Annotated in this window: 11 protein-coding genes; 8 read left to right on the forward strand and 3 right to left on the reverse strand. The window is 45.0% G+C overall.

Going from position 1 to position 14,858, the window contains the following annotated elements:
• The first annotated feature begins 2 nt into the window (after positions 1 to 2).
• Genes AC23P2_RS22830 through AC23P2_RS22845 form a run of 4 tightly spaced genes read left to right on the forward strand, consistent with a single transcriptional unit; the run spans position 3 to position 7,889 of the window.
• Entirely contained in the window at positions 3 to 1,370 is a 1,368-nt protein-coding gene (locus AC23P2_RS22830; protein WP_487775349.1) for an ATP-binding protein, read from the forward strand.
• Positions 1,370 to 3,490, forward strand: coding sequence for an ATP-binding protein (locus AC23P2_RS22835; RefSeq protein WP_487775350.1), 2,121 nt, complete (start codon positions 1,370 to 1,372; stop codon positions 3,488 to 3,490). The genes AC23P2_RS22830 and AC23P2_RS22835 overlap by 1 nt, the downstream gene beginning before the upstream one ends.
• Before the next feature lie 11 nt (positions 3,491 to 3,501).
• Complete coding sequence (locus AC23P2_RS22840) at positions 3,502 to 5,694, forward strand: ATP-binding protein (protein WP_487775351.1); 2,193 nt, start codon at positions 3,502 to 3,504, stop codon at positions 5,692 to 5,694.
• Between the two features lie 35 nt (positions 5,695 to 5,729).
• Positions 5,730 to 7,889, forward strand: coding sequence for an ATP-binding protein (locus AC23P2_RS22845; RefSeq protein ID WP_487775352.1), 2,160 nt, complete (start codon positions 5,730 to 5,732; stop codon positions 7,887 to 7,889).
• Positions 7,890 to 7,949: 60 nt separating this feature from the next.
• On the opposite strand, the gene AC23P2_RS22850 is transcribed toward AC23P2_RS22845, so the two are convergent.
• Positions 7,950 to 9,266 carry a hypothetical protein gene (locus tag AC23P2_RS22850; RefSeq protein WP_487775353.1) on the reverse strand — a complete coding sequence of 439 codons (1,317 nt, stop codon included), beginning with the start codon at positions 9,264 to 9,266 and terminating at the stop codon, positions 7,950 to 7,952.
• A 148-nt stretch (positions 9,267 to 9,414) separates the two neighbouring features.
• Here AC23P2_RS22850 and AC23P2_RS22855 point away from each other — a divergent pair, with 148 nt between their 5' ends.
• The 4 genes from AC23P2_RS22855 (at position 9,415) to AC23P2_RS22870 (ending at position 13,789) form a co-directional block, all read left to right on the forward strand.
• The gene (locus AC23P2_RS22855) at positions 9,415 to 10,143 is read left to right on the forward strand and encodes a hypothetical protein (RefSeq protein WP_487775354.1); all 729 of its coding nucleotides are present in this window, start codon (positions 9,415 to 9,417) and stop codon (positions 10,141 to 10,143) included.
• Between the two features lie 115 nt (positions 10,144 to 10,258).
• Entirely contained in the window at positions 10,259 to 11,584 is a 1,326-nt protein-coding gene (locus AC23P2_RS22860; RefSeq protein WP_487775355.1) for a M20/M25/M40 family metallo-hydrolase, read from the forward strand.
• A gap of 31 nt (positions 11,585 to 11,615) precedes the next feature.
• On the forward strand, positions 11,616 to 12,638 hold the full coding sequence (locus AC23P2_RS22865; RefSeq protein ID WP_487775356.1) for an alpha/beta hydrolase family protein: 1,023 nt from the start codon (positions 11,616 to 11,618) through the stop codon (positions 12,636 to 12,638).
• A 65-nt stretch (positions 12,639 to 12,703) separates the two neighbouring features.
• On the forward strand, positions 12,704 to 13,789 hold the full coding sequence (locus AC23P2_RS22870; RefSeq protein ID WP_487775357.1) for a hypothetical protein: 1,086 nt from the start codon (positions 12,704 to 12,706) through the stop codon (positions 13,787 to 13,789).
• Here AC23P2_RS22870 and AC23P2_RS22875 read toward each other — a convergent pair.
• Both AC23P2_RS22875 and AC23P2_RS22880 read right to left on the reverse strand, forming a co-directional pair.
• The gene (locus tag AC23P2_RS22875; protein WP_487775358.1) at positions 13,782 to 14,372 is read right to left on the reverse strand and encodes a Pycsar system effector family protein; all 591 of its coding nucleotides are present in this window, start codon (positions 14,370 to 14,372) and stop codon (positions 13,782 to 13,784) included. The two genes, AC23P2_RS22870 and AC23P2_RS22875, sit on opposite strands and share 8 nt — an antisense overlap.
• A gap of 11 nt (positions 14,373 to 14,383) precedes the next feature.
• Positions 14,384 to 14,839, reverse strand: coding sequence for a DinB family protein (locus tag AC23P2_RS22880; protein ID WP_487775359.1), 456 nt, complete (start codon positions 14,837 to 14,839; stop codon positions 14,384 to 14,386).
• Positions 14,840 to 14,858 lie beyond the last annotated feature (19 nt).

Consider the following 14,858-nt stretch of genomic DNA (forward strand, 5'->3'; position numbering starts at 1 on the left):
TTATGAGCTTTATACTTCCCTTTCTGGTAGCCTTCTTTTTGCTACCTTTTGTTCAAAAGTTTTTACAAACAGCCGAGAGGCTGCCCGACTGGCACCAACGCATCAGAATCGGGCGTTTTACGGCCTTCGGCTTTTTGTTGGTAGATGTTATTACCGACAGCGAAAAAATCGCTCCCCCCGTTTTTTTCGGGCTTCTCATTTTGGTAGCAATTCCTGCTTATCTTTTAAAAGAAGAAGTCCCCAACGCGCGCCTGTTGTTTTGGATGATTGTACCGTTGGGGGTGGTTTTTCTTATCGACAACCTAGCCGAATACTGGACACCTCGCTTCTACGAAAACTACGACGCCTTCTTCCAAACGGCCAAATCCATTGTTTTTGTCCTCAGTTTTGTACTTGCCGTTATTGCCCGCAACCAGCAACGAGAATTTAAAAAGCAACAACAGAAACTTGTCCAAGAAGAAGAAAACAACCGAATACTGGAGGCCAAAAAATTGGATTTGGAATACCAGGTAGCCGAACGTACCGCCGAAATCACCAAACAAAAAGAAGAACTTCAACAAGCCCTCGAACACTTAAAAGCCACCCAAGAGCAACTGATCCAGTCGGAAAAACTGGCGAGTTTGGGCGAACTCACGGCGGGCATCGCCCACGAGATTCAGAACCCACTCAACTTTGTCAACAACTTCTCGGAAGTATCGGTAGAGCTGCTCGACGAACTCAAGACCGAACGCGCCAGGCCTAAAGACGAACGCGACGAAGGATTGGAAGAAGAGATTTTGGATGATATTTTCCAAAACCTTGAAAAAATAAACCACCACGGAAAGCGCGCGTCTAGCATCGTTACGGGGATGCTACAACACTCGCGAGCAAGTACGGGCAAAAAAGAACCCGTCAACCTCAACGCCCTCGCCGACGAATATTTACGCCTAAGCTACCACGGATTACGCGCCAAAGACAAGTCATTTAATGCCAAAATGAATACATTTTTTGATGAGTCTTTGCCCAAAGTCAACGTCATTCCGCAGGATTTTGGACGGGTATTGCTCAACCTTATCAACAACGCTTTTTACGCCGTACAAGCCCGAAGCATCAGCCAACCCGAAAACTATATGCCTACCGTGACGGTTAGTACCCAAAACACCGATCAAGGAATCATTATTAAAGTAGGCGACAACGGAACGGGTATTCCCGATGAACTCAAATCCAAAATTTTTCAACCCTTTTTTACCACCAAACCCACAGGGCAAGGCACGGGTCTGGGGCTAAGTTTGGCCTACGACATCGTCACCAAAAGCCACGGAGGCACCATCGAACTCGATAGCGTCGAAGGAGCAGGAACGACCTTTACCATTACTTTACCCACTCATTGATGAAGCACTTTTTATTCCTTTTTATTTTCTTCGCTGCCACCCTCGTCAATGCGCAACTTCCGCCCCTCCAAGTGGACTCTCTGCCAGCAAATGGCGTACCCTTTGATAAAGGATGGAGTTGGCGGCCAGAAAACGCAAAAGATACCGTTTGGAAACCGATTGACGTGTCTTTGCCTTTTTCGGAAAACCCTGCCTTTGCCTCCTCAAAAGTCAGTTGGTTGCGGATTATCCTAACAATAGATTCAAGCTTGTGTCAGCACCCGCTTGCCATCCTTACCCGTCAGACGGGTGCGGCCGAAGTTTATCTGAATGGGAAGCGCATTCGTCAGCTTGGGAAAGTGAGCGAAGACCCCGCCTCCGAAATCACATCTTCGACGGCCTTGGGCAGTATTTCCTACCTTGTTTTTCCCAAAGCAGGGACTTATACCCTCACCGTTCGTCATTCGTACACCAGTAGTCCAACGTTTTTTCAACAGTTATTTCCTTCAAAAAAGGCGCTGTTTGAATGTACACTGATTGACCCAACGGGGCGTTTTGAGAAAGCCTTTCAATCGGGCCGATACGTCGCTTGGTATAATTGGTCATTGGCAGGATTGTTTCTAGTGATGGCGGTTTTACATTTTATCCTTTATCTTTACAATACAACCAAAAGCTACAACCGCACCTTTGCCTTGTGTCTTTTGTTTGCCACCTTGCATTTTGTGACAGGCGATGGTTTATTTGGCACCAGCCATCCTTTTACCGCCTCACTACTCACTTTTGCCTACAGTCTTTTTATTTCCCTTTATATAGTCATCCTTTGCTACACCATTATCAGCTACTTACAGCAGCCAATTTCTTGGTTTTTCAAGGTATTAGTTGTAGTTTTTCTAAGTGTTACTTCTGTAAGCCTTCTTGCCCCCAACGCTCCGTTTACCCAATACATCTATTATGGAAGTATCCTTGGTCTATTGATAGAAGTCGTCCGAAAAGTTGTACTTGCCCGTAAATCCAACCAGCGCGACTCCCGTTCTCTGATTCTTTCTTTTGTCTTAATGATTGTTTTTTTGTGCGCTCGCCTGCTCATTATTTCGGGGACGGTTCAGGTTGGATCGGTGCAAAACTGGGCCAATTTCCTAATGACCGCTTTTTATGCGTGTACTCCGCTGACGCTTTCCATGTTGATTGCGCGTAGTATTTCAACCACCGAAAAAGAACTACAATCAAAACTAAAAGAGGTAGAAGAGTTATCGCTGGAAAAACAACGCATTCTCTCTCAACAAAACGACTTGCTTGAAAAACAAGTAGTCGAACGAACATCTGCCCTCACCCAATCGCTAACACACCTAAAAGCCACCCAACAACAACTAATCCAGTCGGAAAAACTGGCGAGTTTGGGCGAACTCACGGCGGGTATCGCCCACGAAATACAGAACCCGCTTAACTTTGTCAATAACTTTTCGGAAGTATCGGTAGAACTACTCGACGAGCTCAAATCGGAACGTACCAAAGAAGAGCGCGACGAAGAACTTGAGAACGAGATTTTGGACGATATTTTCCAAAACTTAGAAAAAATAAATTACCACGGAAAACGTGCATCGAGCATTGTCACGGGGATGCTCCAGCATTCGCGGGCGAGCACGGGCAAGAAAGAGCCCATCAATCTCAACACCCTCGCCGAAGAATATTTACGCTTGAGTTACCACGGATTGCGCGCCAAAGACAAATCGTTTAATGCCAAAATGAATACCTTTCTTGATGAATCTTTGCCAAAAGTACATGTCATTCCGCAGGATTTTGGGCGGGTATTACTCAACCTCATTAACAACGCTTTTTACGCAGTACAAGCCAAAACAAAACTAGCAATCAAGGACTATTCCCCCGCGGTTTCGATACATACCCAAACCACCGAGCAAGGAATTATCATCAAAGTAGAAGACAACGGAACAGGTATTCCAGAAGAACTCAAATCCAAAATTTTTCAACCCTTTTTTACCACCAAACCCACAGGACAAGGCACGGGTTTGGGGCTAAGTTTGGCCTACGACATTGTCACCAAAGGCCACGGAGGAACCATTGAACTCGACAGCATTGAAGGAGAAGGAACGACGTTTATCATTACTTTACCCAATCCTTCCTAACCTCATTTTTTATGAAGCATTTATTTAAAGTTTTTCTTTTCATTTTATTCGGTTGTCAGGCGTGGTCTCAAAGCCGCGCCCCTATCAAAAGCATTTCTGCTGACGGTACCTCTCTGTCTAAATTTTGGAAATGGAAAGAAGGCGACAATGCTGAGTGGGCGGCTCCGTCGTTCAATGACTCAACGTGGCGCGATTCGCCCGTTTTGTACAAAAATATCAGCCATTTTCCCGAACTGCGCGAAGCCCAGATTGGCTGGTTTCGCAAACCGCTTCGCGTTGATTCGAGCCTTACTAAAAAGACGTTGTTCCTAAGCATTGAGCAAATGGGTGCCTCGGAAATTTACTTCGACGGAAAATTACTCCACAAGATTGGGGTCGTCAGCACCGACCCTGCCGTAGAAAAAACCAAGGTACTTGCCGAATTGCTGCCCATCACGCTTCCAGACACGTTACAGCACGTTTTAGCCATTCGCTACTCGTTTACGAAGCGCAATTTTTATTTTCCAGGCACGGGCCAAGAGCTTTTCAAAATCAGGCTACATGACATTAACCGCTGGGGAGGTTCCTTTTATCGGGATGACCTAGAAATGAGTCGAGCGCTGGCATTTTGCATTGGCGTTTTCTTTATTTTCAGCTTATTACACTTTCTTTTTTATTCAACCAATCGCCAGCAAAAGGTTAGCTTATCGCTGGGATTTACGTTGTTATTCTTTGGTATTTCGTTCTTCGCCGACTTTCTCGACGACCATATTACCACCATTAGTGGGCACGAAATCAATGAGTTAATCACGCTGATTACACTTTACCTTGGCCTTCTTCTCATCAATGTCTCGCTGTATCTCTACCTCGACCAGCCCTTCAAGTATTTCTTTTACCTGCAAGCAGGACTCATGGTATTGGCCTTGACATCCACGATTTTTGACATCACGCTCCCTTTTGAGACTCAAACTTGGCCTTTCTTCGTTTTACTATTTGTTGATTTTATTCGGGTCAGTATCCTTGCCGACCGCCGACGCCACCCCAACGCCAAAGTGCCCGTCAATACCCTCATTGCGATGGCGGTTTGTATCGTGGTATTCTTTGTGGTCTCCATTCTTTTTGGGATGTTGGCTTACAACATTGACTCAGTTCAATCTACTAGCGAATATTTCTTGGTCGTTTTAGGCATTTTAGCCCTCATATTTGTATTGAGTATTCCCGTTGGACTTTCTTTGTCGTTGGTAAAAGAATACACCCGAACACACCGCTCATTGCTCAAAAAAATCACCGAAATCGAAGAACTATCAGCGCGTAACTTAGCCCAAGAACAAGAAAAACAGCACCTCTTGAGTACCCAAAATGAGTTACTCGAAAAACAAGTAGCCACGCGTACGTCGGAGCTCAAAAAGTCATTGCTAAGTCTCAAAGCCGCGCAAGCACAATTGGTGCAGTCAGAAAAATTGGCTTCATTGGGAGAATTAACGGCGGGCATTGCCCACGAGATTCAGAATCCGTTGAATTTTGTCAATAATTTTTCAGAAGTATCGACCGAATTAATCGACGAAATGAAAGAAGAGCTTGAGCGCGGCGATACCGAGGAAGTAAAAGCCATTGCGGAAGATTTACAGCAAAACCTTCAAAAGATTGTCCACCACGGCAAACGTGCCAGCAGTATCGTCAAAGGAATGCTGGAGCATTCGAGGATGGGTACAGGTGAACGCCAACTCACCGACATCAATGCCTTGTGCGACGAATACCTCCGCCTTTCTTACCACGGAATGCGGGCCAAAGACAAAAGCTTTAACGCTGAATTTGAGCTCATTACCGAACCTGACCTTCCCCGAATCAGCGTAGTTTCTCAAGACGTTGGACGTGTCCTGCTTAACCTTATCAACAATGCCTTTTATGCCGTCAATGTAACGCGGGCTTCTAGCCCATCTTTCAAACCTAAGGTAAGTGTGCTCACCGAAAAAAGCGACAACCAGCTCATTATCAAAGTCAAAGACAACGGCGCGGGGATGAGTGACAAAGTCAAAGCCAAAATTTTTCAACCCTTTTTTACCACCAAGCCCACAGGTCAAGGCACTGGTTTAGGGTTGTCGTTGGCCTATGACATCATTACCAAAGGCCACGGTGGCAAAATCGAAGTAGAATCGGCTGAGGGTAACGGTACCACGTTTACGATTCGGCTTCCCATAACAACCGCGCCCATTGCTGTTTCCTAGCATTTCTAAACCATTCTTTTCAATACAGCCTTTCCATGAAAAACCCAATTTTAATCCTTTTCTTTTTGCTGTTTTGGTTCGGGGCCCAGAGTCAAAATGTAAACACCATCGACAGTATTCCGTCCAAAGGTTTGGTTTTGACCAACGGCTGGAAATGGCACGTAGGCGACAACCTCGAATGGGCTGACCCCGAATTTGATGACAGCGACTGGACAATCATTGACCCTACGCAAGACGTCAATGCCATTCCCCAACTCTCTCGGCAGGGATACGGCTGGTTTCGCACCACGATTGAGTTTTCGCCGCTGATTGCCCAAAAACTAACCACCCTCCAAATCAGCCAAAGTGTAGCCTCTGAGGTATATATCAACGGCATTTTGGCCCGAAAAATCGGTAACATCGACGCCAAACGTGGCATTATACAAGCGGCGAATATTTTCCACAACAACTCCATCGGATTGCCTTATTCGGTCAGTTATCCGTTTGTACAAATCGCAGTACGGGTAGCATACGAGCGAAACTCTTTCTATAACCGTGTGGGTTTCAACAAGAACCATTGTTTCCGAGCCACTTTGATTGAAACCGAAAACGCCCCCAAAAGCCAAGCTTACCAGCGCCAGCAAAGCGATTACGGTTGGTTTCAGGTTGGGGTCTTTTTTATTCTCACCTTTTTGCACTTATCCTTTTTTTCCCTTTACCGAACCCAACGCGCCAACCTCTATTTTTCAGGAACGACCTTTGCGCTAGGGATTGCTTTTTTTTGCATTCCCCTCTCTTTTGAGTTTGTCGAAACCCTCTCGCTTTATTTCATTGTCGAGTTTATTCAAACCCTTTCTTTCCCCATTGCGTACCTGTTTTTGATACGTGCCATTTATGAGATTTATCACCAAAAAACAGGGATACTCTTTTGGCTCATTGTCGTTTTTGGGGCAGTCATTATGTTAAGCCTTTTTACCCCCTACTCATTAGGCTCCATTTGGGCCGAGCTCGGCACCGAACTACTGATGACGGCCGAGGTGATTCGGGTGACGGTGGTGGCTTTACGGAAGCATCTCCCCGGGGCTCGCCTCATCATGATTGGAATGGGGGTTTCGCTGGTAATGTTTATGCTGTTTTATTTTGACCTTCTCCTTGCCTACTACGGTTTTTCGCCCTTGTTTCCTCAAGGATTTGGAGGTATTTTAACCTACCAAATCGCCGTTCTGTGCGTACCGCTGTCGATTTCGCTCTATTTGGCCATCAGTTTTTCTCAAACCAATAAAGTACTGATTGAGAAGCTGCAAGAAAACAATACTCTTACCCAAAAAACACTACAGCAAGAACAAGAAAGGCAGCAACTACTTGAAGTTCAGAACGAAACGCTTGAACGACAAGTACGCGAACGAACGTCGCAGCTTGAACAATCATTGGAGGAATTGAAGGCGGCGCAAAATCAATTGATTCAAAAAGAAAAGATGGCAAGCCTCGGCGAACTCACGGCGGGCATCGCTCATGAGATTCAAAACCCGTTGAACTTTGTCAATAACTTTGCCGAATTGTCCGTCGAACTTATTGATGAACTCAAAGAAGAGGCCCACATTGAGGGGGTGGGAGCAGAAATATTGGCTGATATTTCGCAAAACCTTGGGAAAATCAACCACCATGGTAAGCGCGCCTCAAGCATCGTCAAAGGGATGTTGGAGCACTCGCGCATGGGTACAGGTGAACGCCAACCCACCGACATCAACGCCCTTTGCGATGAATATTTACGACTCTCCTTCCACGGAATGAGGGCAAAAGATAAAGCTTTTAATGCTGATTTTCAGGTTCATCTTGACCCTACCCTCTCCAAAATCAACGTCGTCCCGCAAGACCTTGGCCGTGTCTTGTTGAATTTGTTTAACAACGCCTTTTATACCGTCAATCAAAAAAAATCGACGGGTTTCAAACCAACCGTATCGGTCCAAACAAAACGCCTTGCCAACGCGGTCGAAATACAAGTCAGCGACAACGGCGGCGGTATTCCGAATGACATTTTACCCAAAATATTCCAGCCCTTTTTCACCACCAAACCCACAGGCGAAGGCACGGGACTGGGTTTGTCGCTGAGTTATGACATCATCACCAAAGGGCACGATGGAACGTTGGCGGTAGAAAGTGTGGAAGGCCAAGGAACGACGTTTATGATAAAATTACCGTTAGATAAGTCATCGTAAAAGCCATGTGTTTAAGTATAATCACCAGCCCAAAAAACGGAGGCATTTGTATTTAATTCATTACTGCAATACCACGATTCGTTCAAAAGGCTCGCTTTGCTGTACTACTTCTTTTGTTGCAGGATTTATTTCCTGAATTATAGCTTTGTAACGTCCAGCAGGAACATCGGTGGGAATTGTAAAGTGAGGTGCAACTTCATTGGGAATTGTAATCGGAAAACGAAAAACAGATGTAGGTTTTGATTCGTCTGCGTAAGTCATCACATATTTGTCGGTTACGCCATAAATCCCGTAAGGCACTACAGCATTAAAATGCACAGAAATACGCTGATTACGGGCCAAAACCATCGGTTCAGCGCTGGGATAGTTACGAAAGGGGAAATTGTTCAAGGCCATAATCATGGTCTGTACTTCATTTTTTAAAATACTCAATCGGTAACTGATACCCAAAGGCTGATTGTCCCGAAGAATTTCAATACCATAATAACCAGGAGCCAACGAGGAAATCATTGACAAAGAAGCCGCTCGTCCATTTAAGGAATAATTGGCTTGCAACGGAACCGTTGTACCATTGGGATAATGTAATCGAAAAGTAACCGTGTTTTCAAACAAATTGATTCCACCAACTGCCAAATCTTTACCTGCCACTCTATTCATGCTACTCCCAGCACTCATATTTAGGCTAGGTTTACCTTGCAGTATCCTGACCGTCGGCCCTACTTTCAGTTCGGTTCCATCCGCCATCAGGAAAGAAATATCATATTCACCTAATTCAAAGGGAAGGGAAGCCGCAGTGAGTCTTAAAGTGTTATGGGTAGTTCCAAGTGATCCAATCGAATTAAAATTCAACGTATGTTCAGCCCCAGATTTCTTATTCCTAAAGATAGCCATTTGAGGGACTGCATTTCCAGAGGTATTTTCAGCATTGATGTTGATATAAGAAGAATCACCAATAACAAAATCGACGAGAGGCTCTGATTGGGTAATTTTGAGCGGAGCACTAGGTGTTGTCTTTATCGTGTATGTTATTTTTCTGTTTGATGTTTTACTTTTAATTCGTACACTCAAGTCTTGTTCGTTGGGGTATTTCATTCTATAGACCCTGCTCAACTCAGTAAGCTCAGAAGAATCATACAGTTGCGCTTCATCTGACAGTTCTAAAGTTGGAATAAAATGGGTCGCGCTTAAAGCCGCAGGAATTTTGACATGGATAGTCCATTTAAGAGGGTCAATTGTTACATTTTCATCTGGAATGCCCGGAAAGTGAATAGCCTTGATTTGTAACTCAGGATAAACACTGGGTTGAGGGCTTTCATTTTTATCTCGGCAACTGCCAAGGACATACAAAAACGATACAAACAGCAGAAAGTTTTTCATAGCAGCCAAGAAGAAATGTGTGGTTAATGTATTGATTTACAAGTACAATTATAAAAATTTTAATAGTATTTTGCAAATATTCAAAAGAGAATCAACTATTTACTAAATCATATTCGCGGAATCTATTATTCTAAAAAAACGCTTAACGATGAAACTCGAAACCGCGCTATTTAAAAGGAGTCACTTCTACTTCATTGGTTTTTTCCTATTGATGGTCGGCGGCTTTTGGTTTAGTTATTTTTCTCGATTGCTAGACCAAGCCAATTATCGAATGCACACCCACGGCATCAGTCTGATTTTGTGGTGCGCCATGTTGGTTGTGCAACCTTACCTCATTCGTCAAAAGAAAACGACGTTGCACCGCCAAATCGGGAAATATTCTTACGTATTGGTTCCGTTGATTATACTCACGACGTTGGATTTACTCAAATTCCAAATTGACAAAAGTCAGGCGTTAGGCACGATGGAATATTTCTTTATCACACTGGTAATCAACGCCCTCGTTGCCTTTTTGACTCTATACGGTTTGGGCATTTATTACAAAAAGAAAGCGACCATTCACGCACGGTACTTGGTTTGTTGTGCTTTTCCAATGGTTACGCCCATTACCGACCGACTCATCGGTCATTTTGCGCCAGGTATCCGTGCTTATTTACCCTTGTTGGAAGGGTGGCCTATTACGCCCGTGGCAGGGTTTATATTGAGCGATTTGCTGTTGATAGCGCTTTGTATTTGGGATTGGCGGTCGCACAAACGGCTCAATGTATTTCCGCTTGCCCTGGGGATTCTTTTAGTCTATCATTACTCTGTGCTCAATTTTTACAAGTTTCCTTTTTGGCAAACATTCTGTCAGTGGTTTTTTGAGTTGCATTTTTGACGCCTCCCCCAAAAAGTCACGTTAGAAAAAATTGAGCCTGCAAAAAATAGCATCTAACAGCCAAACATGTGTAGATTGCGGTAAAATTAGCGTACCATCTTTTTATTTCATCAATATGCTAAATCGTACCTCTACCTTAACGTTGCTCGCTTTGGTAGGTTGTTTTGTTTTTCTTCCAAAACCTGTGAATGCCCAAGAAAACGGCGAAGGAAAAAGTGGAAAATTAGAAACCTCTTATTTGAAAGAAGTAGAGCAATTGGCCAAAACCAAACAATTACAAGCCGCTTTTCAGTCCATTCTAGGGCAAACCCAGCGCAACCGAAACGAGCTTATCATGCTCACCGAAATTCCTGCGCCACCGTTTATGGAAACCAAGCGCGGCGAACAATTTGCCAGTATGCTCAAAGAAGCAGGTGCTGATTCGGTTTGGACGGATAAGGAAGGAAACGTGCTCGCGCTTCGTAAGGGGAAAAAACGCACGCGTACGATTGCTTTTGACGCCCATTTAGACACCGTCTTTCCACTCGAAACCAAGATTAAAGTAAGCAACAATGCCGATACGCTCTTTGCGCCAGGCATTGCCGACAATACCCGTGGTTTGGTTTTATTGTTGTCCGTAGTTAGGGCCTTGGAAGAAGCCAAGGTAGAGACCGACGCCGATGTACTGTTTGTGGGTTCGGTGGGCGAAGAAGGCTTGGGGGATTTGCGCGGTACCAAGTTTTTATTTACTGACCAAAGCCGCCGCATCGACTCTTGGATTGCCATCGACGGCGGCGATACGGGCACACTTATCAACATGGGTTTGGGTTCGTTTCGTTACCGTGTCACGTTTCGTGGTCCAGGCGGTCATTCGTGGGGAGCTTTTGGGCTGGCCAATCCCCAACATGCACTCGGCTCGGCCATTCATTATTTTTCCAAAGCGGCTGATAAGTTTACTCGTTCGGGCGCTCGCACGAGCTACAACGTAGGGCGCATTGGCGGCGGAACGTCGGTCAATTCGATTGCGTTCGAGTCGTGGATGGAAGTCGATATGCGTTCTGAAATTCCCGAAAACCTCAACATGGTCGATTCGTTACTAAAAGCCTCCATTCAACAAGCCTTGGTCGAGCACAATGCCATGAAGCGCATGGGGCCTGCCCTGACGGTAGAAATCAAAAAAATCGGCGACCGTCCTTCTGGCGAACTTCCCGAAAGTCTTCCACTCATCCAACGCGCCATGGCCGCTACTACCTATTTTGGGGTGTCACCTCGACTGACGCGTGGCTCGACCAATTCCAACGTGCCTATTTCCAAAGGAATTCCTGCCATTACGCTCGGGCAAGGTGGAAAAACGAGCAATAACCACGCCCTCAACGAGTGGTGGTACGACGAAAAAGACAGCTATAAAGCCATTCAACTTGCCTTACTCACGCTTGTATCGGAAGCAGGTTTGGCCAAATAAAACTACCTAAAACCACTAAATTCCATTCATTATGAAAAAGCTCTGTTTTGTTTTCTTGCTGTTTCTGACGCAGTGGTCATTTGGACAAAGTTCCGACTTAAACGAACGCGTGAAAGCATTGGAAGACAAACTCCAATTTATGGAACAAGGTCTGACCAAGACCATCGACGACCTGCTCTGGTACGAAAAACTGGGCGATGTCGCCATCATCGACAAAGTTCGGTACGCCAGCAAACCTCCACATGTGGTACGCAACCCCACTGGGCAAGGCGCCTACAATCCCGTGGTTATTCCTGCCTATACTTTTATTCCGAAAAAATACGCTGAGTCGAAAAAACTGCCGTTGATTGTGCTCATTCACGGCGGTGTTCACGGTGATTTCAATACGTTTTATGCCCACATTGTCCGCGAAATGGTTGAGCAAGGGTACATCATCATCGCCCCCGAATACCGAGGAAGCACAGGCTACGGAAGCACTTTTTACCGCCAAATCGACTATGGTGCCTACGAAAACGACGATGTATTAGCGGGAAAACGTTGGGCGGTCGAAAACATGCCGCAAGTCGATGCCGAACGCGTCGGTATTATGGGATGGAGCCACGGCGGGATGATTACGCTCATGAATATTTTTGACCATCCCGAAGACTACCGCGTTGCCTACGCTGGTGTGCCTGTGAGTGACTTGATTGCCCGCATGGGCTACAAAACCCAAAGCTATCGCAACGAGTTTTCATCGCCCAATCACATTGGGAAAGACGCCGCCGAAAACGTGGCCGAATACCGCCGTCGCTCGCCGCTTTGGAATGCTCAAAAACTAAAAACTCCACTTCTTATTCACACCAATACCAACGACGAAGACGTCAATGTGCTAGAAGTAGAAGGGCTTATCAACGCGCTGAAAGCCAATGGCAAAAAATTTGAGTATAAAATTTACCAAGAAGCACCAGGGGGGCATACGTTCAATCGCATTGATACAAAACTAGCCAAAGAGTCGCGGCAAGAGATTTATCGTTTTTTAGCTCCGCATCTCACGCCTCCCAATCCCATTAAATAGCCCATTCTAATATTTCTCTCATATCTCATCACTCCTCTCTCATATCTTAAATTCAGCCATTTTGTATGAAGCGATATTTGCATCTTCTTTGTTTTTATACCTTGGCCTGTGCTCAGGTTTACAGTCAAAAGGTGACAACCGACACCGCCAAAGTCGAGAAAAAAGTAAACTTTGGTCCTCTTTTCAAGAACGACGAGGTCATCAAATTGCGAATTGTTACCAACATTAAAGCCCTTCAAAAAGACCGAGGCGCTTCCCCTTCCAACCACTGGGCCGAATTGTATTATGCCCGCAAGAAGAAGGGTGACTTAAAAATTCCGATCAAGCTCAAAGTGCGCGGCAATTTCCGCAAAGCATCCAAAAACTGCATTTTTCCCCCTTTGCTGTTGGATTTACCGCAAAAAAAAGACAAAAACTCCATCTTTGAGCGCCAAAATCGGCTTAAACTTGTCACGCATTGCCAGAGCGAAGAATACATTTTCAACGAATACTTGGTATATCGAATGTACAACTTGATAACCAATTACAGCTTTCGGGCGCGAATTGCCCAGGTAACGTACGAAGACTCGGCGGGGCTTCAAAAACCCGTAACAAGTTATGCGTTTTTGCTTGAAGATGAAGACGATATGGCCAAACGCAACAAAGCCAAAGATTATACAATCAAACAAATTCCAATGACCCGCATTGATTCTCTTCAAATGGCAACGGTTGCGGTGTTTGAATTCATGATTGGCAACACCGACTGGTCCGTGCCATATCTACACAATATCAAACTATTAGCACCCAAAGGAGGAAAATATCCGATTCCTGTCCCTTATGATTTTGACCATTCGGGCATTGTAGAAGCAAAATACGCCCAACCTGCCGAGCAATTGGAACTTGCCTCAGTACGAGAGCGCCTTTACCGAGGATTAACCTACCCTCCCGCACTGCTCCAGCAGGTTTTTGCAAGGTTCAAAGCCGCCAAACCCGAGATTTACGCCTTGTATCAAAACAATCCGAATCTCAAATCAGGCTACATTAAGCGTACTCTGCGCTATTTGGATGATTTTTATTCGATTATCGACAATCCAAAAGATGTAAAGCGCTTGCTGATTTATGGTGGGGGAAAACCACAGGCGGCTGGTGTTGTTATCAAAGGACTCAACTAATCCCAAATAATACCACCAAGAAGCTAAGAAGAACCAACGGGAAACCAATCATAAACACCAAATAGGTGATTTTCAATAAGCGATATTTACGTTCAATGACAAACCCTTGGGCGTAAATATTGTCGATCATCGTTTCTTTCACTCGTTCTTCTTCCGTTACCAGCTGCTTCATTGCGTCCTTATACTCATCGCGCGATAGCGCCAAATAATCTCCGAAGAACAACAAGTCTATTTTGGATTTATCCAACGTCAGACGCTCGGCTTTTGAGCGCACCGACGGGCGGGTAGAAAGCAACGCCAAGGTGATAGTCGCAAGGCAAACGAGTACCAATAAAGTCATCGGCAGCAATAAGCGAGGGTTGGACTCTACTTCACTCACCAAAAAAGTGATAACCACCGAAATGATGATAGAATTAATCGAAATCATCAAGCCCGCTTTTTGGTCGGCCATAGCACTGAGCTGAAGATGGCTTGCCAAAGTCGTCCGAAACATCGTTTCTGCACTACGGCCTTCTTTTTTTTTCTTCTTCTTCTTCTCTTTCTTCGACTTGTCTTTTTCTTTGGGTTGTTCAAACTCTTCCATTGGTCTGTTTTTTAAGATTGACGCGCCCAAAGTATAAAGTCAGTCGATGGTACTTGCGACAATTCGGGTTTTAAAATGCTGATGATTTGTCCACGATGATAGGCTGCGTGGTGGCTTAGGTGCGTTAAAATATCACCTAACGACGACTGAAAAGTAGCACCAGTGGTGGTTTGATACGTAATAATTTTATCAAAATCAGCTTCGTCGGTATCTTTTATCAAGCTTGACCATTTTTGATAACTGTGTTCCAACGTTTCAGAAAGCCAAGCAACAGGCAAGACGTCCCACACGCCCACCACCAAATGATCGTTGGCAACGCGTGTAAACCAGACCATTTGTGCATTGAGCACATGGCTCATCAGCGACAAGGCTTTTTCGGGAGGTGTTTCGAGCGATTCAATGGAAGCGACCAATTGGGCGTTGGCCCAACGCTCATAATCGAGAAGTCGGAGAAAATGCGTTTTCATGGAAACAAAGGCTATGATT

It is taken from the genome of Runella sp. R0.1_18 (genome assembly GCF_057652155.1).